The organism is Tatumella sp. JGM118 (genome assembly GCF_018257515.1).
Taxonomy (GTDB): Bacteria; Pseudomonadota; Gammaproteobacteria; order Enterobacterales; family Enterobacteriaceae; genus Tatumella; species Tatumella terrea.
On the sequence record NZ_JAERJR010000026.1, the window covers coordinates 1 to 19,390 of the forward strand.

Genomic DNA, 19,390 nt, shown 5'->3' on the forward strand with positions numbered 1-19,390 from the left:
GTCTGCCCGTCGACGGTGAACTGCGTCACCGTCAGGGTGTCGCCGTCTTTATCGGTGTCGTTGGTCAGCACATTGCCGCTGACCGGGGTGCTTTCCTGCGCGGTTGCCGTGTCATTACTGGCCACCGGCGGTGTGTTGATGGCACTGAAACTCAGGGTGGCCGAAGAGGAAGTATGCCCGTCGGTAATGGTATAGCTGGCGGACGGTACCGCGCCGGTATAACCGGTCACCGGGGTAAAGGTGTACGCCCCGTCACTGCCGATGGTCAGGGTGCCGACGCCGCTGATCGTGGCGGTTTCACCGGCTTTCAGTGTCTGCCCGTCGACGGTGAACTGCGTCACCGTCAGGGTGTCGCCGTCTTTATCGGTGTCGTTGGTCAGCACATTGCCGCTGACCGGGGTGTTTTCCTGCGCGGTTGCCGTGTCATCATTGGCCACCGGCGGCGTGTTGATGGCACTGAAACTCAGGGTGGCCGAAGAGGAAGTATGCCCGTCGGTAATGGTATAGCTGGCGGACGGTACCGCGCCGGTATAACCGCTCACCGGGGTAAAGGTATACGCCCCGTCACTGCCGATGGTCAGGGTGCCGACACCGCTGATCGTAGCGGTTTCACCGGCTTTCAGTGTCTGCCCGTCGACCGTGAACTGCGTTACCTTCACCGGATCACTCTCTTTATCCGTGTCATTACTCAGCACATTACCGCTCACCGGGGTGTTCTCTTTTGCGACAGCCATATCATCAACGGCACCGACATTTACGGTAACCGGAATATTGACAGGGACGGTCGCACCATTAGCATCCCGGACTAAAACGGTAAAAGAGTCCTGCCCCGAGAAACCTGAAGCCGGTGTAAAGGTGTAGCTGCCATCGTTATGCAGTTCAACCGTGCCGTGAGAAGGCTTAATGTCCAGCGTATATCTAATCGCATCAGTGTCGGGATCCTGAACCGTAATTTTCCCTCCAACAGCGGTGCCTTTATTCGTTGATAGCGGTTGTGCAGTGGCAGTCAGGGGCGCTGAGGAATGCCCGCTCTCTGCCCCTCCGTGATCACTGTGTCCATGACCCCCTGCAAGCAATGCAGCAAGGCCCAGCAAACCTGCCCCGGCAAGACCAGCAAAAATAGGTAAGCCATCATGCCATTCAATTTCGGTGAAGGTAAAAGATGTCCAGGGCGAAGTGTATTGCCCCCACCAATAAACCCCTGCACCATCCTCAAGAATTAATTCATTACGGTGTGAATCATTCTCATGGATAAAAAAGTTTTTAATGACAATACGATGCCCGTCGTTAATTACAATTGTTAAATCATTTCCATGCCGTTCAAATGATCTAACAGTTGCAGGATCAATATGCAGTTTAACGACTGACGACCCTGACAGGACCAGATTATCAATGTTAACACTTTTTGATAATCCATCACTTTTGTTGATCACAACAGCTGTTGAAAGAGATAAGTTTTTCATATTTATATAATTTTTTCACTGTTCAGGAAGGTAATGTCACCCAGGATAATACTATTGAGTGATTATTAAGATAAATTACAGATAGAGTAGGCAAAGTCAGAGTAATATACAACACGGGTAACATAAAATAGCAGGGCATCCTGATAGTTATTACCTATTGTTATTGATTTATTTTATAGGTATCACGCAGGTAATTTATAACTAACCGGGGTTTAATTAACAAAAATAAAACAATAAAAAAACAACAAGAAAACATAAGTAAAAAAGGAAAAACAATCATCATCAGAACGAATACACTGGCCTTCAGTTAAAAGTGCATGTATTTTTTTTAAGTAAGAAGGCGATATGCTGAACCCGGTAAAGGTTCAGGTACTGGCTTGAAAATACAACATAGAGTGGTGATTTCTTTCGTACGCCATACTGTGTGCGTTATCAATGCGAAAATGTAACATGTCGTTAGAATTTATAATTGCATAGATAATTTAAACAAAGTTGTGCTTAAGTAATAATAGGTATAAATCAATGAAATCAAGTAAGCACCTAATTTTAAGAGTATTATCTCCTCTTTTCCTGATGACAACAGTAACGATATTTAAGGCGCAGGCAGATACTGCAGCCACGGCCGGAGATATAAATACACAAGCCCTTGAAGACCAACAATCATTACCCGACCTCAGTGATACCATTACAAACACACCACCGCCTCCGGCATCCGGTATCCCGGATATGAATTATGCCGTTCAGCAAGCGGAACAATGGCACCCGGCTATCGGCCAGGCTGTGGGTAAATTGTTCCAGCAAGCGGCTAAAGTGGATCAGGCAAAAGCCAAATACTATCCTCAGGTCAGCGCGGGTATGAATAATGGCTACTCAAACAGTTACGTCAACGCAGGCTATTCTCCTTCGCTGGTACTGTCCGTTTCTCAGATGCTTTATGATTTTGGAAAGGTATCGAGTTCAGTCAGGGCCGCGAATGCTGGGTTAGCTCAGCAGCAAGCCAATGTGATGGTAAGTATCGACCAGGTGGCTCATGATACTGCCAGTGCAGTTGTTCAGGTTCAGGGTTATCAAAAGCTGGTCACTATTGCACAACAGCAACTCTCCGCGTTACAACATATCGGCACCCTGATTCAGCAACGCAATACTGCCGGGGCAAGTTCGTTATCTGATGTTGTACAAACCAATACCCGTATTGAAGGGGCCAGAGCCACCCTGATGCAATACCAGTCAGCCCTGCAGCGCTGGCGGGCAACACTCGCAACGGATATGGGAACCGGTCCTGTGAGCCAGGTTGCGGATACCCTCCCTTCTGCACTGACCGACGCCTGTAATGTCCGGCAAATTGATTACCGGGAAATCCCTTCGGTTCTGGCCGCTTTCGCGCAAAGAAATCAGGCTCAGGCTGACCTGGATAATGCTAATGCTCAGATGAGACCGACACTGTCTCTGGAACCTCAGGTGACACATTATCTGAATAATAACTACTCAGACAGCCGGGACCTGAATAAGACCCAATATTCAGCCTGGGTTAAACTTGAAATGCCGTTGTATCAGGGAGGCGGCCTTACTGCCAGCCGTGATGCGGCAATACAAACACTTGAGTCCGCGCGTGCAGCCATTCGCCTCGCACAGCTGGAAGCAGACCAGAAGCTAACAGAATCTCAGGAGCAGGCCCTGAACCTTTACCAGACATTAAGTGTTCAGGAAAGGCAGGAAACGTTAGGTGAAAAAACCCGCGACCTGTACGAGCAACAATATTTACAGCTAGGGACTCGTCCGCTTCTTGATTTGCTGAACGTAGAGCAGGAGATTTATCAGTCCAGGTTTACCCGGGAACAAACGCTGGCACAGCTGCACTCATTGCAACTGGACTGTCTCTACAGCACCGGAAAAATGCGTAATGCATTTGCACTGAACAATCGGAAAATACAAGGTGTTGTCATCCGGCCGTAATTACCCGTCATTCTGCTCTTAAGGACTTCCGCTGCGGGGAAGTCCGGGTCGCATTTCAACCTGAACGCTATACTTTGTCAAAAGAGATGAGTGCTCACCCCATCAATCCGTTGGAGGTTTTCATGACGACCCTTATCCGCCAGCTCAACTTTGCCGGGCAAGACACCCCTTTACGGGCAGGCAGGCACTCCGGGAATAGCCTTGTTTCGACAGTACTGATGGCTAGCCCTGAACAGCACAGCGAACCGCTGCCCATTATCCTGGTCGTGTATGACCATCTGGTCAATGAAGAGATGCTGCATGCAATATGTCGTCAGCTGGCGGAGGCCGGCTATCTGGCATTTGCTCCGGCGCTGTTCGCCGGCCAGCAGACAGAAACACCAGACGCCGGTACTCTGACAGATAACCAGATTTTTTCTGCTCTGGACTTTGTGGCTAACCAGGCCGTCGGCCATGGCGGGGATTTACGCCGGCTGGGCCTGACCGGTTTCGGGCAGGGAGGGCGCATCGGCTGGCTGTATGCGGCCCATAATCCGCAACTTCGGGCAGCCGTCGTCTGGAATGCACCACTGCGCCCGGCAATCAGTCTTCAGCAGCCGCTGACACCGCTGGATGCAGCCGGAAAGCTGACGGCGCCGGTACTGGGACTCTATGGCGCACAGGATACCGCTATCACTCACGAAGAAATTGCACTAATGCGCCAGGCGCTGAAGGCTGCCGGTCAGCCGGGAGAGCTGATTATCTGCCCGGAGACCGCCAGCGCATGGCCGGTTCCGGCAGCCGGCCAGTCCAACGGGCTACAGCACCAGATGCTGGCCTGGTTTCAACGCTATCTGTCGCCAGCGGACCCGGCCCCCCGGGGGCCGTGATCCCGCGACGCTTACCTGATATGCGTCATTGTCTGAAATTCAGACAGACGCTGATACATGCTGCCGGCAGAGAGGATAAACTGAGAAGGTATCGGGCATGGCTCCCTGCCCCTGTGAAAAACACAGGGTTTCTTTTTACGGGCACGGACAGGAATGTATTATGAAAAAAACCCTTACGCTCTGCATTGCAGTGATCACGCTTAATCTGACCGGCTGCAGTACTATGGGGCACTTTTTCGACGGGATCTGGCCCCGGGGGCATGAAAGTTTACAGGACCGTCAGTCTGAAAAAATCCTACAGTCACACATTCAGCAGTGTGATCAGGGCAAAGTGGCGGAAGACTGTATTTCGGCGGGCTCAATCTATGAGTTACGCGGCGGTGATAATTATACCCGTGCGATGGATTTCTATCAGAAAGCCCTGGCACTGAATGCTCCCGAAGCCCCGCAGGCTATCGGTCATCTGTACGAAAATGGCTATGGCGTGACACAAAGTTATAGCGAAGCTCACCGCTGGTATGAAAAAGGCGCCCAGGCCGGAGATGGCAATGCCATGCTCTATCTGGCAAATATGTACCGTTTCGGCCGCGGCGTAGACAAGAATAGCCGCAAAGCATTGCAGTATGCACGTCAGGGATGTAAAAAAGGCAATATCCTGGCCTGCGCGACACAAAAAGAGCTGCAAAAACCGGCTAGAAAAAAACCGGCCTGAGACATGCAGTCACGCCGGAACCCTACACTTTTCAGGAACTGCCGGAAGCCTGTCGAAGTCTGACAGGCGATCGATCCATCATTTGTATGCGATCTCCTGTTTTAAGCACCGGCAGGCTGAGGTATAGTCCGCTTTTTTCGGAGAATTCATGCTGTCCAACTCATCCATTCGCCTGAATAAATATATCAGCGAGAGCGGTATCTGCTCACGCCGCGATGCCGACCGCTATATTGAACAGGGAAATGTTTTTATTAACGGTAAACGTGCCGCGGTGGGTGCGCAGGTGTACGCCGGAGATGTGGTCAGGGTGAATGGTCAGTTGATCGAACCCCGTGATGAAGAAGACCTGGTACTGATTGCGCTGAATAAGCCGGTAGGGATCATCAGTACAACGGAAGAAAACGAAAAAGACAATATCGTTGATTTCGTCAACCACAGTAAACGCGTCTTCCCGATAGGCCGGCTGGATAAAGATTCCCAGGGCCTGATTTTTCTGACCAACCATGGGGATCTGGTGAATAAGATCTTACGGGCCGGTAACGATCACGAAAAAGAGTATGTGGTCACGGTGAATAAACCGGTCACCGATGAATTTATTCGCGGGATGGCGGCCGGCGTGCCAATGCTGGGTACCGTAACGAAGAAGTGTAAGGTCTCGAGAGAAGCCCCGATGGTGTTTCGCATCACCCTGGTACAGGGGCTGAACCGCCAGATCCGCAGAATGTGTAAGCATTTCGGTTATGAAGTCACCAAACTCGAACGCACCCGGATTATGAACGTCAGCCTGAAAGGACTGCCGCAGGGGGAATGGCGTGATTTGACCGATGACGAGCTCATCGACTTATTCCGGCTGCTTGAGAACTCTTCCTCTCTGGCCCCCGCCGAACAGAAAAAAAGCGGGCAGTCGAAAACCTCCCCTGCCAAAAAACCGGCGACCGCCGCACCAGGCGCCGTCAGACGGCCTGCGGTTGCTCCCCCGGGGGGTGGCGCGAAAACGGCCGGGAATACCTCGTCCCGTAAACGTTTTACGCAGCCGGGACGTAAAAAGAAAGGTCGCTGACAGAGTCTCTCTCACCCTCTGAGTTCTCACGGCCTCCTGCTGGCTTTCATTGCCTGACGGGCACAGCTTCTGTGCCCGAATGTCACTTTACCCTGCTCTGCCTGCTGCGGCAGACCGGGTTGCCGTCCTCACTTCACCGGGCCCGGTTCGCGGTTAGCCACCGATATTGCAATGCGTTACGCGCCCGGAAGTGGCTACCGTTTGACCGCTCCCTGTCGTTGACCGGTACCCGTGAATTATTCTGTTATTCAATGCCTGGCAGAAGCCCCATCGATTGGCTCTTAATCCCGTGCCATTGCTGGACGACGTTATCCCCGGCCTGCACCGTGACGATACTCCCGTCTCCCGGGCCGGAGACGCCCCCCTGGATCCTGTCGCCCGACACGCCCGGGGGGCACCGTTTTACGGACAAAAAAAGGGGGCACAGAGTATGTGCCCCAAAACGTTCAACACCAGATTATTACTTCATTACTCAGGCAGATTCGCCACGCAGATTTTTCGCTGCTTCAACCATGTTGGCCAGTGCCTGACGCGTTTCAGGCCAGCCGCGGGTTTTCAGGCCACAATCCGGGTTAACCCACAGACGTTCTACCGGAACACGTTGTGCCGCTTTGCGTAACAGGTTTTCCATGTACGCCACATCAGGGACGTTCGGTGAGTGAATATCGTAAACACCCGGACCGATTTCATTCGGATACTCGAACTCTTTGAAAGACTCCAGCAGTTCCATATCTGAACGTGACGTTTCAATCGTAATAACATCCGCATCCAGGGCTGCAATCGAGTCCATGATGTCGTTGAACTCGCAGTAACACATGTGAGTATGGATCTGGGTATCATCCTGCGCGACCGCAGCATTCAGACGGAAGGCATCAACCGCCCACTCCAGATACGCCGCCCAGTCAGACTGATGCAGAGGCAGACCTTCACGCAGGGCCGGTTCATCAATCTGGATGATACCGATACCGGCTTTTTCCAGATCTTCCACTTCGTCACGTAAGGCTAATGCGATCTGCTTAGCAATCACTTCACGGCTCACATCTTCACGCGGGAATGACCAGCACAGGATAGTCACAGGACCTGTCAGCATGCCTTTTACTGGCTTGTCGGTCAGCGACTGTGCATATTTAGCCCATTCGACAGTGATCGCTTCCGGACGGCTGATATCACCGATGATGACCGGCGGTTTCACACAACGTGAACCGTAGCTCTGTACCCAGCCATTCTGGGTAAAGACGAAACCGTCCAGGTGCTCACCGAAATATTCCACCATGTCGTTACGTTCCGCTTCACCGTGAACCAGAACATCCAGACCCAGACGCTCCTGCTCAACAATCGCCTGTTTAATATGTTCGGCGATCCCGGTACGGTAATTGTTACCGTCCAGACGACCCTGTTTAAAGTCCAGACGCAGACCACGGATTTCAGTCGTCTGCGGGAATGAACCGATGGTGGTGGTTGGCCATGCCGGCAGATTGAAACGTTCACGCTGTGCTTTCGCACGGGTTTGATAGTCGTGCTGACGCAGACTGTCTTTCGCAGTGATCGCCTTCAGACGATTACCCACCGCGCTGTTGTGGACACGTGAAGATTTTTCACGGGCACGGATCGGCGCACTCCAGCTTTCCAGCGATGCCGGGTCGTTATTATTCAGTGCAGTGCTCAGCAGTGACAGCTCACCACATTTTTGCAGTGCGAATGAGAACCAGCTTTTCACTTCCTCATCCAAACGGGTTTCGGTGCTCAGGTCAATCGGGCTGTGCAGCAGTGAACAGGATGTACCAATCCACAGATTTTTACGCTGTGACACCAGAGGCTGCAGACGTTCAAACCAGCGGCTCAGGTCAGCACGCCAGACGTTACGTCCGTTAATCACACCGACAGACAGTAACCACGCTTCCGGTAATTGTGCATTCAGTGCCTGGATATCGTCGCGGCCATGTACCAGGTCAACATGCAGACCCTGCACCGCCAGTTCGCGGATCACAGACAGGTTCTGACCGATGCTGTCAAAATAGGTGGTCAGCAGCAGTTTGGTTTGTCCCTGCAGCGCATCGTAAGCCGGTTTGAAGGCTGCCAGCCATTCTGCAGGCAGTTCCAGTGACAGTGCAGGTTCATCAATCTGTACCCACTCAACGCCACGTTTTGCAAGCTCTGCCAGCACCTGCTGGTAGACCGGCAGGATATCGTTCAGCAGAGATAAACGGTCAAACTGTTCACCTTTGACTTTACCCAGCCACAGATAGGTCACAGGACCCAGCAGTACGGGTTTCACTTTGTGACCCAGTGCCTGCGCTTCATCCACTTCGTCCAGCAGTTGCGTCCATGTCAGTTTGAATGACTGACCCTGGGTGAATTCCGGCACCATGTAGTGATAGTTGGTGTTAAACCATTTGGTCATTTCTGCAGCGGCTGCAGGTTCGCCGGTCGGTGCACGGCCACGACCGATACGGAATAAGGTATCCAGATCCACAGACCCGTCTGCGTTACGGTGACGTGCCGGCACGTTACCCAGCAGCAGGCTGGTCGTCAGTACATGGTCATACCATGCAAAGTCACCGACAGGAACAATATCAACACCGGCGTCTTTCTGCTGCTGCCAGTGGCGGGCACGCAGTTCACGGCCGGTTTCCAGTAAGTCCTGCTGGGTGGATTTACCCGCCCAGTAGCTTTCCTGCGCTTTTTTCAGTTCGCGCTGCAGTCCGACGCGTGGAAATCCGAGAGTGTGGTTCTGAATCGTCATGGCATTCAATTCCTGTCAGTTAAAGGCTTTTAGGGACATCTGTCTCAATCCTAGCGTTTCCGGCAAGGCAGAAAGTGTTGCCTGCCAGTACATTCGGAGCTCTGAGAATGTTTTTCAGATGTTTAGCCGTCCAGATGTTTACACATCTATAATCAGCAGGTACTGTAATATCCACAAGCGCAAATTATTCAACTTCACATGAAGGTCTCTCATGATCGAGATTAAGCACCTGAAAACATTGCAGGCTCTCAGGACGACTGGCTCACTGGCAGGTGCCGCAGCACAATTACATCAGACGCAGTCAGCACTGTCTCACCAGTTCAGTGACCTGGAACAACGTCTTGGCTTCCGGTTATTTGTCCGTAAAAGCCAGCCGCTACGCTTTACCCCGCAGGGAGAAATTCTGCTGCAGCTGGCGGAGCAGGTACTGCCGCAAATCCAGCAGGCACTGCAGGCATGCCATGAACCGCACCAGACCACATTACGCATTGCTATTGAGTGCCACAGTTGTATCCAGTGGCTGACTCCGGCACTGGATAACTTTCGCAGCAGCTGGCCTCAGGTCGTCGTGGATTTTAAATCCGGCGTAACCTTTGACCCTCAGCCGGCGCTGCAACAGGGGGAACTGGATATCGTACTCACCTCAGATATTCTGCCCCGCAGCGGGTTACATTATTCCCCGTTATTCGATTTTGAAGTCAGGCTGGTGATGGCGCCGGACCACCCTCTGGCCGGCAAGGCAGTGATCACCCCGGAAGATCTGGCCGATGAGACGCTGTTAATTTACCCGGTACAACGTCAGCGTATGGATATCTGGCGTCATTTTCTGCAACCGGCGGGGGTCAGTCCGTCACTGAAAAGCGTGGATAATACCCTGCTGCTGATCCAGATGGTTGCCGCGAGGATGGGGATTGCCGCCCTGCCCCATTGGGTAGTTGAAAGTTTTGAACGTCAGCAATTGGTGGTCACCCGGACGCCAGGCGAGGGGATCTGGAGTCGTTTATATGCCGCCGTCCGTGACGGAGAGCAACGCCAGCCGGTGATTGATGCCTTTATCCGCTCATCCCGCCAGCATGCCTGCGAGCAACTGCCTTTTGTCCGGGATGCTTCCTTTCCGGCGCCGTTGAAGAACGGTGTGGACAACTAACTCCCGACGAATAGCGCCCGGTATCCGTCACCGGGCACTGACTCCCGGATCACACTGCGGCAAAATCACCTATTTTGATATCAATGTTTGGCATTGAGTTATCCGGGCGGATCTGTCGCTGCCAGTGCCATCGTCGGTTATACCGCCGACGTTGTTGACCGGGAACGGGGATTTATACCCATGATCGACGAAGATGGACTCACTGTAGTATTAATGAGACTGACGACAATCAGTGAGAAAAGACACAAACGGCGACTCAGCCATCGCTGACACCAGACATCAGGACCGCCTGTACCTCACCGGTCTTTCACTCGCCGGTGAGGCCTGCCGCTGCGATTTACACGCGATAGAGTGTCTGCAGATAATGCGGCACGGCATCGTCCGCGTTACTACCGATAATTTCCAGCTCCGGTAATACATCCATCAGGCGCTGATGTGCATTACTCATGATGCAGCCTTTACCTGCCATACTCAGCATCTCTTTATCGTTCATCCCGTCACCGAAAGCGATACAGTCCTGTAAGGTCTTGCCAAGACGCCGCGCAACCTCATCCAGCGCATGGCCTTTAGATACCCCTCCGGCCATGACCTCCAGACAGCTCGGTAGTGAGAAACTCACATTGACGCGATCACCCCAGCGGGCTGCGATGGCCTGTTCAAGTACCGTCAGCGCCTCATGATCATCTCCGCTGAAAAAGACCTTACTGATCCCTTCGGTGTCGAGCACCCCTGGCTGATAGAGCTGATACCGGAAACCGGATTCCCGCACATAGGCGCTCTCTTTTTCGCTGTCACGGCTGAGGTACCATTCATCATTACGGTAAAGCTGAGTCAGGATAGTGTCTGACGAGTATTGCAGCTCATACAGATCGCGGGCGATGTCCTGATCGAGATTATGAGCAAAGATCAGATTACCTGCGGTGTCGTGTACCCTGGCACCATTAGAGGTGATCATATATGCATCAATATCCAGCTTGTTTCGCATCCGTGCGACATCGATATGATGCCGCCCGGTCGCAAACACAAAGTTGATGCCCTGACGGGTCAGTTTCTGAAGAATTTCATGGGTGTAATCAGAAAGCGAATGGTCGGGGGAAAGCAGCGTTCCGTCCAGGTCGGAGGCGACGATGTGATACATGAAAACCTCTTTTTTAGCATCAGGCCGGAATATCCGGAGGTAATTGTGTCATAGCAGGGTGTTCAGCTGACCTGAAACGGTCAAAATAACTGACAATAAAATTCAGCGCCCGGGCGCGCATCTCGTCTTTTTCGAATAATATTTCATGACGGGCTCCCGGGATAATTTGCGGTGTTTCCCCTTCACACGGGAAACCGGCCTGCCGTCTTGCCGCACAGAAGTCATTCTGCGCCTGATTTTCTACCACCAGATCCTCCTCTGCCTGCAGTATAAGCATCGGAGTGGTGAGCTGTGCAGCATCGCGCAGTATTTCACGGCCGGCATTGATACTCTCTCTCACCCAGTGAGCCGTAGGGCCGCCCACCTGTAATGCCGGCAGATCCGCATAAAACCGGAGATTACGCTGATAGCGAACACGACTGTGCGTCAGGGTATTGACTGCAAACGGCGCGGCATGCCAGCGGCCGGTTCCCAGGGCAAAGCCTTCCCGTAATCCTGTACGGGTCTCAGTCCAGTTAAGGATACGTTCTGCCATCCACTCCGGCATCGGCAGGACAATCCCAAACATCGGAGCCACTAAGGCGACGGCATCAAATAGCTCAGGTTGCCGCCGCAGTAACAATGTCAGAATGGCGCCGCCCATGGAATGTGCCAGCGCAAACTTTTGCAGATAATGACTGCCGGCCAGCTCTCTTTCACAGAGGGTTTCCAAATCATCCACGTAATCTGAAAAATTCTCTACGTGGCCGGGATGTGAATCTTCCAGCATCCTGTCGGAAAGGCCCTGCCCGCGGTGATCAATAATGAAAACATCATAGCCACACTGGAAGAGATCGTAGGCAACTTCAGGATATTTGATGTAACTTTCAATCCGGCCCGGGGCAATCAGCACAGCCCTGCGGTGGTTCGGTGACGTAAAACTGACATAACGTATCTTCAGTGCGTCCTTACCCTGAAAGGATCTTTCCTGACGACGGCGCCAGAAATGGAGTAAGGGACCGTTTATAAACGCCGAAAACTCTTTTTCACGGTGCAACCAGCGTTGCGTAAGCTGTTTCATGACTCTTCCTTCGGCGTTTTCACATCACTCTCAAACGACTCAATGACAGTATCGTCGCCGGAGATTATAACGTATTCTATCGCTCTTCTGCTGATGAATGGAGCGATATCAATGACCCTTGAATGGTGGATCACTTACCTGCTGACCACTACCCTGCTGAGCCTTTCCCCGGGGTCCGGTGCCATTAACACCATGAGTACCGGGATAAGCCACGGCTATAAAAAAACACAGATTGCAATCGCCGGGCTGCAGAGCGGGCTGGCTGTTCACATTATTCTGGTCGGGATCGGTCTGGGGGCATTGTTTTCACACTCCACGCTGGCGTTTGAAATTCTGAAATGGGCCGGTGCGGCTTATCTTATCTGGCTTGGGATCCAGCAGTGGAGAACCAAAGGTGCTATTGACCTGAATGCGGTGGCGAAAGTCACGTCAAAAGGCAAAGTGTATAAACGTGCTCTGCTGGTAAATCTGACTAACCCTAAGAGTATCGTTTTCCTGGCCGCCCTGTTTCCGCAGTTTATTTTACCGCACCAGCCACTGATCCTTCAGTATCTGGTGCTGGGAGTGACCACCATCACGGTCGATATTCTGGTGATGCAAGGGTACGCCCTGCTGGCGACGCGGATTTCCCGCTGGATCAAAGGCCCACGGCAGATGCAGCTGCTTAACCGGATCTTTGGCAGTGTTTTTATTGCCATCGGCGTCGTGCTGGCCTCTGCCCGGCGAGGGATCTGACGTGACTCCCGGGCCTGCAGATGACGCAGGCCCGGCACGATTAACGGGTCAGTATCAGATGCAGGCCGAACGCGGTGAACAGCACGCCCCCCACACCATCCAGCCATTTGCCCATCTGCTGATACTTCAGGCGCATCCAGGGTAACGCAAACACCGTTGCGACCAGTAAAAACCAGCCCAGCGTCTCCAGCAGGATCAGGGCATAAATTCCCCCGCGTTGTAATGCACTGGCATCCTCGCCGACAAACAGTGAAAAGACGCTGCCGAAATAGATAACCACTTTCGGGTTCGACAGATTGGTCAGTAACCCGCGCAGGAACGTTTTCCCCTGCTGTGCTGTGACCACAGGCTCAGCCGGAATCTCTGACGCCGGGTGCTTATGCTGGCGTCGTGCAGAGCGCAGGAGCTGCCAGCCCATCCAGATCAGGTATAACCCGCCACCGGCCATAATCAGTTTGTGCAGCCAGGCCATTTTTTCCAGCAGCAGGTTTAAGCCCAGTAAAGCCACCGCAGCCCAGATAGCCACGCCCATCGTCACGCCCAGCACCCCCATCAGGGCTTCCCGGGGAGAACGGGTCACCGCGGCCCTTGAAATAAAAAAGAAATCCGGACCCGGGCTCATCAGCGCAAGTAACTGCACCAGAGCCAGGGTTAGAAACGACATCAGCATGCCGGTCACTCCTGAAATAGTCGATAGATAAGAAAAAAGTTAATGATCGCTGAGATGCTGTTTAATCATCTGCATAAATGGCCGGCCAAAGCGTTCCAGTTTACGTTGCCCGATGCCATTCACACTCAGCATTTCTGAGGCTGTGACCGGGAGTAACTCCGTCATTTCAATCAGCGTCGCGTCGTTAAACACCACATACGGAGGAACGCTTTCTTCATCGGCGATGGTTTTGCGTAATTTTCTGAGTTTGGCAAACAATTTGCGATCGTAATTACCGCCCGGAACCCGGCTCATCCCGGGCCTCGGTTTAGCCACCATCATGCGCGGTACGGCCAGCATCAGCGAAGCCTCGCCCCGTAAGACCGGCCGGGCCGCCTCGGTCAGCTGCAATGCCGAATGCTGGCTGATATTCTGGGTCACCAGACCCAGATGGATCAATTGCCGTAACACACTCACCCAGTGTTCATGGGAGTGTTCACGACCAATGCCATACACCGGCAGTTGGTCATGCCCCAGGTCTTTGATACGCTGACTGGCTGCCCCGCGGATCACCTCGACGATGTAGCCCATGCCGAAACGTTGCCCGGCACGGTAGATAGCCGATAGCGCTTTCTGCGCATCCACCAGCCCGTCATACTGGCGGGGAGGATCCAGACAGATATCGCAGTTATCGCAGGGCTGTTGCCGCCCCTCATCAAAATAATTAAGCAGCACCAGACGCCGGCAGGTCTGTGCTTCGGCGAATGCGCCCATGGCGTTGAGTTTATGCCTTTCGATATCCTGCATCGCACCCGGGGGTTTTTCGTCCAGACAGCGCCGTAACCAGGCCATATCTGCCGGGTCATAGAGCATCATCGCTTCGGCGGGCAATCCGTCCCTGCCGGCACGCCCGGTTTCCTGATAATAGGATTCAATATTACGCGGGATATCAAAATGCACCACAAACCGGACATTCGGTTTATTGATCCCCATCCCGAAAGCCACCGTCGCGACCACGACCTGCAGGTCATCGCGCTGAAATGCCTCCTGAATATGGGCCCGTTGCCCGGGCTCAAGCCCCGCATGGTAAGCACCGGCACTGATCCCCCGGCTTTGCAAACGGGCGGCGGTATCTTCAACCTTCGCCCGGCTGTTGCAGTAGATGATGCCACTCTTTCCGCGTTGCTCCTGCACATAGCGCAGCAACTGCTCGGTGGGTTTATATTTTTCCAGCAGGGTATAGCGGATATTCGGGCGGTCGAAACTGCTGATCTGTACCAGCGGGTCATCAAGCTGCAATTGCCGGAGAATATCATGGCGGGTGGCGTTATCTGCCGTGGCCGTTAATGCCATGATCCGCAGGCCGGGAAAACGCTGACGCAGCCCCCCGAGGGCGCCATACTCCGGACGGAAGTCATGACCCCACTGGGAAATACAATGCGCTTCATCGACCGCCAGCATCGCCGGTTGCCACTGTGACAGTGCATCGAGAAAGCTTTCCATCATCAGCCGTTCCGGCGCGACATAGAGCAGTTTTATCCGCCCCTGCCGGCAGTCAGCATAAATCTGCTGCTGTTCTTCCCGGGTCTGAGAGGAATTCAGGCTGGCCGCCATCACCCCGTTGGCCAGCAACTGATCGACCTGATCTTTCATCAGCGAGATCAGCGGCGAAACCACCAGTGTCAGCCCTTCGCTAACCAGCGCGGGGATCTGATAACAGAGGGATTTTCCGCCGCCGGTGGGCATGATCACCAGGCAATCCCGCCCGGCGAGAGCCGCATGGATTATCGCTTCCTGCCCCGGACGGAACTGCTGGTAACCAAAGATATCCTGCAGGACCTGCTTTGCCTGTTCCTGCGCCGGAATGACTGCCGTTGTTGTCACAAATGTCCTGTACTTATTAATCAGAATAAATCGTTTAACGTAAAGCCGATACCCACCCGGGTCTGACGGTGATTATAATCGATCAGAGATTCACCATAGCCACTGAATACCTGGGTATAGAAACGTACATGGTTGGTCAGCGGATAACTCCAGCCGAGCAATGCACCGCCATAACCGCTATTCCAGTTATAGTTACCCTCAACACTGAAGATACTGTCGCCCAGCATATACCCCAGTTTTGCGCGGTAATAGCCCATATACTTAGTAATATCCGGATTGTCGTCACTGTTCGCACTTTCCGGGATACGGTACCAGGGCTTAATCTCGGCCAGCATATTACCATTTTTTGCCATTAAACGGGCATATACCCGGTTCCAGCTTCGGGACGTCGGGTCGCTGCGGCCATTAGACTGATGGTTGAAACCCGTCTCCACGTCGCGCAATGTCCAGTCACCTAACTGATAATCCGTCGCCCAGCCGACAAAGAGTTGTGGTTCATAGTTCGTTTCACGGAAAGGTGATGATGCCCGGGTATTAGAGATCTGCCACCAGGAACGTTGTGTATACGACATCGCCAGTACAGAGTTGTCGCCGGCAATCCCGCGCCAGATAGGAAACGCCAGGCTCAGCTGGAATTTTAATTCATCTTTTTTCGCTTTATCTGCCCAGCTATAGCTGGAGATCGCAGAAGTATTCATATTACTGGTATCGGTATAGATCACATAATTGCTCTCATACGGATACAGTAAAAATGCATTGTCATGTTTTTCGAGCAAATTCGCGATGATACTGCCACGTACCGCCGAACTGTCATGAACATCACTGATGGTCGCCTCATCGGCCTGCACCAGCACAGGGGATAACAGAGCGACCACCGCCCATAAATAACATAAACGCATACACTTCACCCTAACGTCAAAAACAACAAACATGGCGCTATCACAGATAAAAACCCGCAAAAAAGGCCACAAATCTTCACCTGGAAAGGTGTACAGGAACAGCATAATATGTGAATTAATGCAAAACTGCTCAGATGAATTTCAAGCCGCAGGTAAAACATGTCTCTTCGCTATCTGACTCAACACCAGGCGCGTTTGCTGGTGAGTGAAATTTTCGTCAACAGCATGCCTTTTAATCAGGCGCTGGGACTGACACTACAGCACCTGGACGATCAGCAGGCGACCCTGATTTTGCCGAACAGACCGTCACTGACCGGTAATGCCCTGCAAAAAATAGTGCATGGCGGCGTCATTGCGTCGGTGCTGGATGTTGCCGCAGGCCTGGTGTGCGTCAACTACGCACTGACCCGGCAGGACATGATCAGCGAAGAAGAGCTCAGGCAACGTCTTTCAAGGATGGGGACAATCGATTTACGCGTCGATTACCTGCGTCCGGGCCGGGGCGACATCTTTACCGCGACCGCACAACTGCTGCGTGGCGGCAACAAAATAGCCGTCAGCCGGGTAGAGTTACATAATCAGGATCAGGAGTATATTGCCACTGCGACGGCCTCTTATCTGGTCGGTTAACACAGAAACATGGCTGAAGATCCCCGTCATAAAATCAGGAAAAAATATTTTACAGTCCGCCGGACAAAATGGTATCAGAGATATCCATCTCATTGATGAATTTAACAATATCAGGATCTCTGTTAATGAATACCGTTAAACGTTTGCTGGCACTGAGTGTTTTTTCACTGGTCATCACCGGCCCTTTTGCGCAAGCCAAAGACGCTCCCCAGCCTCCACTGTATCAGGGCGTCAATGTCGCTCAACTCGCTCACCAGCAGCCGGTTCACTGGGTGTCTGTCCCGCAAATTGAAAACAGTCTGCGCGGACAACCTCCGATTGCCGTCGGTTTTGATATTGATGATACCCTGCTCTATTCGACTCCCGGTTTTTATCGCGGGCAACAGATGTTTTCTCCGGGTAGCGATGCTTACCTGAATAATCCGCAGTTTTGGCAGAAAATGAATAATGGCTGGGATGACTTCAGTATTCCGAAACAGGTGGCCAGACAACTGATCGCCATGCACCTGAAACGCGGCGATCATATTTATTTTATTACGGCCCGGACCCCGACCAAAACCGAGACCGTCAGCCGGACTATCCGGCAGGACTTCGGTATTCCCGACAATGCCATGAATAAGGTCATCTTCAGTGGCTTCCGTGCGGGACAAAACACCAAAGTGAGCTGGATTAAACAAAAAAACATCCGGATCTTCTACGGGGATGCCGACAGCGATATTACCGCTGCCCGTGACGCCGGGGCCAGGGGTATCCGCGTTTTACGTGCCGCCAACTCATCGTATCAGCCCCTGCCTGACGCCGGGGACCTGGGGGAAGAGGTGATTGTCGACTCCCAGTATTAATCTTTCCGCCGTCCGGGTCGCCGTCCGCCGGCAGCCCGGACGGCGGTGATTTCTGCATTTTCCCCTCCCCATAAGAAAAAACTCTGCTTTCGTCCCCACGGCCCGCGACGCTCAGCCAGGCACCTGCGGTGCACCATGGGCGGTCATCACTAACGGTTCTTCTGGCCTGCAGACTGCCCTCTGAAGGCGCGTCCGCACAAGGTTGGTGCTATGATTTTCCGTCACCCCAGTTGTCAGTATTAATCACTTGTTGCTCTGCGGCAGGCAACAGAACATGCCTGAATCAACTGTGTTCACCACTGGGGAAATACTGATGAAGACCGGAAAAGTGCTCAATCACCCGACGTTTGCTTTTATCCTGCTTTACCTCGGCTTTATGATTTCCTATGTTGACCGCAGTGCAATATCCCTTTCACTGGTACATATCGGTAAAGACTTTCATATGGGGCCGGCGGAACTGGGGATTGTACTCAGCGTGTTTTACCTCGGGTACACCGTCATGCAGATCCCGGGCGGATGGCTGTCTGATAGGTTTGGCAGTAAGTTCGTCATTATTATTTCTATCGGCCTCTGGTCCCTGTTTACGGTACTCACCGGTTTTGCCTGGTCGCTGACATCACTGCTGGTGATCCGCTTTCTGTTTGGCCTCGGGGAAGGGGGATATCCGTCTTCCGCTATGAAAGGGATTGCCGAACTGTACCCACGGACCGCCCGTCCGAAAATGACCGGCCTGCTGATTTCATCCAACTATGTCGGCAGCTTTGTTGCTCCGCTGATCATTGCGCCATTAATTCTTGGGTTAGGCTGGCGTGACGCCTTTTTCAGTATCGGCATCGCCGGGATTATTTTCGCACTGTTCTACGGACTGTTTATCCCCCGTACCGGCGGCGACAGCACAGAAAAGCGGCAGAAGATCACCCGGCAAGGGATCGGCGAACTGATGCGTATGCCGTTTCTGTGGAAAATCATGCTGATCTGGTTCTGTCTGAGCATGGTCAATAAAGGGCTGGATGCCTGGATGCCCATCTACCTGATGAAAGCCCGTGGCCTGGATTTAAAAACCGTCGGTTTTTTACTGCCCCTGCCTTTTATCGCAGCCAGTGTCGCTTCAGCACTCGGTGGCTGGGTCATGACCCGCTGGTTTGAAGGGAAAGAGAAAGTGATGCTGATCCTGAGCTGTCTGCTGACCGGTGTCTTTGTCTACGGGATGTATCAGGCGCATACCACCACCGAAGTCATGGTGTATCAGACCATCGCCTATTTCTTCAAATCGTTTGTTTTCTCCGTGGCTTTTGCTCTGCCGGCAAAAATACTGGCACAGCGACTGGTCGGGACCGGTATCGGCATCATTAACTTTGGCGGACAAGCCGCCGGATTTGTCTCGCCGCTGGCTATCGGGTTGATTATTTCGGTGACCCACAGTTACCCGTCGGCGTTCCTGTTCCTGCTGGCCTCCATCGCGGTTGCGGTACTGGTCAGCCTGACGTTCAGCACGACCAAAAGCCGTGACCTGCCACTGGCACAAGCCCGTAAAGCCTGAGTGACGGAGAGCGGAACGATTATTTGCAGATCGGGATAAGAGTTCCGCTACACTGCTGTGACGTCA

At 52.9% G+C, this 19,390-nt stretch carries 17 protein-coding genes; 9 read left to right on the forward strand and 8 right to left on the reverse strand.

Translation table 11 applies throughout. The annotated features are described in order from the left end of the window. Window positions 1-1,463, reverse strand: a 1,463-nt coding sequence (locus JK223_RS15550) for an Ig-like domain-containing protein (RefSeq protein WP_212715064.1), incomplete at its 3' end; no start/stop codon positions are given. Window positions 1,464-2,036: 573 nt separating this feature from the next. Between JK223_RS15550 and JK223_RS15555 the strand changes: the two genes are divergently transcribed. The 4 genes from JK223_RS15555 to rluF all read left to right on the forward strand — a co-directional run bounded on the left by JK223_RS15555 (window position 2,037) and on the right by rluF (window position 6,057). Beyond that, complete coding sequence (locus JK223_RS15555) at window positions 2,037-3,416, forward strand: TolC family outer membrane protein (protein ID WP_249213664.1); 1,380 nt, start codon at window positions 2,037-2,039, stop codon at window positions 3,414-3,416. A gap of 122 nt (window positions 3,417-3,538) precedes the next feature. After that, a complete protein-coding gene (locus tag JK223_RS15560) occupies window positions 3,539-4,285 on the forward strand; it encodes a dienelactone hydrolase family protein (RefSeq protein WP_212715066.1) in 747 nt (248 codons plus the stop codon). Between the two features lie 160 nt (window positions 4,286-4,445). Then, window positions 4,446-4,997, forward strand: coding sequence for a tetratricopeptide repeat protein (locus JK223_RS15565; protein WP_212715067.1), 552 nt, complete (start codon window positions 4,446-4,448; stop codon window positions 4,995-4,997). Window positions 4,998-5,145: 148 nt separating this feature from the next. Continuing rightward, window positions 5,146-6,057 carry a 23S rRNA pseudouridine(2604) synthase RluF gene (gene rluF / locus JK223_RS15570; RefSeq protein WP_212715068.1) on the forward strand — a complete coding sequence of 304 codons (912 nt, stop codon included), beginning with the start codon at window positions 5,146-5,148 and terminating at the stop codon, window positions 6,055-6,057. Between the two features lie 244 nt (window positions 6,058-6,301). Here the strand turns inward: rluF and JK223_RS15575 are convergent, their stop codons facing one another. Then, entirely contained in the window at window positions 6,302-6,442 is a 141-nt protein-coding gene (locus JK223_RS15575) for a hypothetical protein (RefSeq protein ID WP_212715069.1), read from the reverse strand. A gap of 87 nt (window positions 6,443-6,529) precedes the next feature. Next, the gene (gene metE / locus JK223_RS15580) at window positions 6,530-8,800 is read right to left on the reverse strand and encodes a 5-methyltetrahydropteroyltriglutamate--homocysteine S-methyltransferase (protein WP_212715070.1); all 2,271 of its coding nucleotides are present in this window, start codon (window positions 8,798-8,800) and stop codon (window positions 6,530-6,532) included. A gap of 211 nt (window positions 8,801-9,011) precedes the next feature. Here metE and metR point away from each other — a divergent pair, with 211 nt between their 5' ends. Continuing rightward, complete coding sequence (metR, locus tag JK223_RS15585; RefSeq protein ID WP_212715071.1) at window positions 9,012-9,947, forward strand: HTH-type transcriptional regulator MetR; 936 nt, start codon at window positions 9,012-9,014, stop codon at window positions 9,945-9,947. 337 nt (window positions 9,948-10,284) lie between these two features. On the opposite strand, the gene yigL is transcribed toward metR, so the two are convergent. Together yigL and pldB are read right to left on the reverse strand one after the other, a co-directional pair. After that, window positions 10,285-11,085, reverse strand: a complete 801-nt coding sequence (yigL, locus tag JK223_RS15590) for a sugar/pyridoxal phosphate phosphatase YigL (RefSeq protein WP_212715072.1) — start codon at window positions 11,083-11,085, stop codon at window positions 10,285-10,287. A gap of 19 nt (window positions 11,086-11,104) precedes the next feature. Further along, entirely contained in the window at window positions 11,105-12,145 is a 1,041-nt protein-coding gene (pldB, locus tag JK223_RS15595; RefSeq protein WP_212715073.1) for a lysophospholipase L2, read from the reverse strand. A gap of 111 nt (window positions 12,146-12,256) precedes the next feature. Between pldB and rhtB the strand changes: the two genes are divergently transcribed. Continuing rightward, the gene (rhtB, locus tag JK223_RS15600) at window positions 12,257-12,880 is read left to right on the forward strand and encodes a homoserine/homoserine lactone efflux protein (protein WP_212715074.1); all 624 of its coding nucleotides are present in this window, start codon (window positions 12,257-12,259) and stop codon (window positions 12,878-12,880) included. A 40-nt stretch (window positions 12,881-12,920) separates the two neighbouring features. Here the strand turns inward: rhtB and rhtC are convergent, their stop codons facing one another. Genes rhtC through pldA form a run of 3 tightly spaced genes read right to left on the reverse strand, consistent with a single transcriptional unit; the run spans window position 12,921 to window position 16,312 of the window. Beyond that, window positions 12,921-13,550 (reverse strand): threonine export protein RhtC, encoded by a 630-nt coding sequence (gene rhtC / locus JK223_RS15605; protein ID WP_212715075.1) that lies wholly within the window; start codon window positions 13,548-13,550, stop codon window positions 12,921-12,923. Between the two features lie 39 nt (window positions 13,551-13,589). Further along, complete coding sequence (gene recQ / locus JK223_RS15610) at window positions 13,590-15,413, reverse strand: ATP-dependent DNA helicase RecQ (RefSeq protein WP_212715076.1); 1,824 nt, start codon at window positions 15,411-15,413, stop codon at window positions 13,590-13,592. Window positions 15,414-15,433: 20 nt separating this feature from the next. Beyond that, complete coding sequence (gene pldA, locus JK223_RS15615; protein ID WP_212715077.1) at window positions 15,434-16,312, reverse strand: phospholipase A; 879 nt, start codon at window positions 16,310-16,312, stop codon at window positions 15,434-15,436. Between the two features lie 159 nt (window positions 16,313-16,471). Here pldA and JK223_RS15620 point away from each other — a divergent pair, with 159 nt between their 5' ends. From JK223_RS15620 to JK223_RS15630, 3 genes are all read left to right on the forward strand, one after another. After that, window positions 16,472-16,942, forward strand: a complete 471-nt coding sequence (locus JK223_RS15620; RefSeq protein WP_212715078.1) for a thioesterase family protein — start codon at window positions 16,472-16,474, stop codon at window positions 16,940-16,942. Between the two features lie 125 nt (window positions 16,943-17,067). Continuing rightward, the gene (aphA, locus tag JK223_RS15625) at window positions 17,068-17,784 is read left to right on the forward strand and encodes an acid phosphatase AphA (protein ID WP_249213665.1); all 717 of its coding nucleotides are present in this window, start codon (window positions 17,068-17,070) and stop codon (window positions 17,782-17,784) included. Between the two features lie 274 nt (window positions 17,785-18,058). Next, complete coding sequence (locus JK223_RS15630) at window positions 18,059-19,324, forward strand: MFS transporter (RefSeq protein WP_249213666.1); 1,266 nt, start codon at window positions 18,059-18,061, stop codon at window positions 19,322-19,324. The last annotated feature ends 66 nt before the right edge of the window (window positions 19,325-19,390 follow it).

What these genes read in the sequence shown, in the direction of transcription:
- JK223_RS15555 (WP_249213664.1), top strand. Translation starts at nt 2,037, where the DNA reads ATGACAACAGTAACGATATTTAAGGCGCAGGCAGATACTGCAGCCACG.
- JK223_RS15560 (WP_212715066.1), top strand. Translation starts at nt 3,539, where the DNA reads ATGACGACCCTTATCCGCCAGCTCAACTTTGCCGGGCAAGACACCCCT.
- JK223_RS15565 (WP_212715067.1), top strand. Translation starts at nt 4,446, where the DNA reads ATGAAAAAAACCCTTACGCTCTGCATTGCAGTGATCACGCTTAATCTG.
- rluF (WP_212715068.1), top strand. Translation starts at nt 5,146, where the DNA reads ATGCTGTCCAACTCATCCATTCGCCTGAATAAATATATCAGCGAGAGC.
- metE (WP_212715070.1), bottom strand. Translation starts at nt 8,800, where the DNA reads ATGACGATTCAGAACCACACTCTCGGATTTCCACGCGTCGGACTGCAG.
- metR (WP_212715071.1), top strand. Translation starts at nt 9,012, where the DNA reads ATGATCGAGATTAAGCACCTGAAAACATTGCAGGCTCTCAGGACGACT.
- yigL (WP_212715072.1), bottom strand. Translation starts at nt 11,085, where the DNA reads ATGTATCACATCGTCGCCTCCGACCTGGACGGAACGCTGCTTTCCCCC.
- pldB (WP_212715073.1), bottom strand. Translation starts at nt 12,145, where the DNA reads ATGAAACAGCTTACGCAACGCTGGTTGCACCGTGAAAAAGAGTTTTCG.
- rhtB (WP_212715074.1), top strand. Translation starts at nt 12,257, where the DNA reads ATGACCCTTGAATGGTGGATCACTTACCTGCTGACCACTACCCTGCTG.
- rhtC (WP_212715075.1), bottom strand. Translation starts at nt 13,550, where the DNA reads ATGCTGATGTCGTTTCTAACCCTGGCTCTGGTGCAGTTACTTGCGCTG.
- pldA (WP_212715077.1), bottom strand. Translation starts at nt 16,312, where the DNA reads ATGCGTTTATGTTATTTATGGGCGGTGGTCGCTCTGTTATCCCCTGTG.
- JK223_RS15620 (WP_212715078.1), top strand. Translation starts at nt 16,472, where the DNA reads ATGTCTCTTCGCTATCTGACTCAACACCAGGCGCGTTTGCTGGTGAGT.
- aphA (WP_249213665.1), top strand. Translation starts at nt 17,068, where the DNA reads ATGAATACCGTTAAACGTTTGCTGGCACTGAGTGTTTTTTCACTGGTC.
- JK223_RS15630 (WP_249213666.1), top strand. Translation starts at nt 18,059, where the DNA reads ATGCCTGAATCAACTGTGTTCACCACTGGGGAAATACTGATGAAGACC.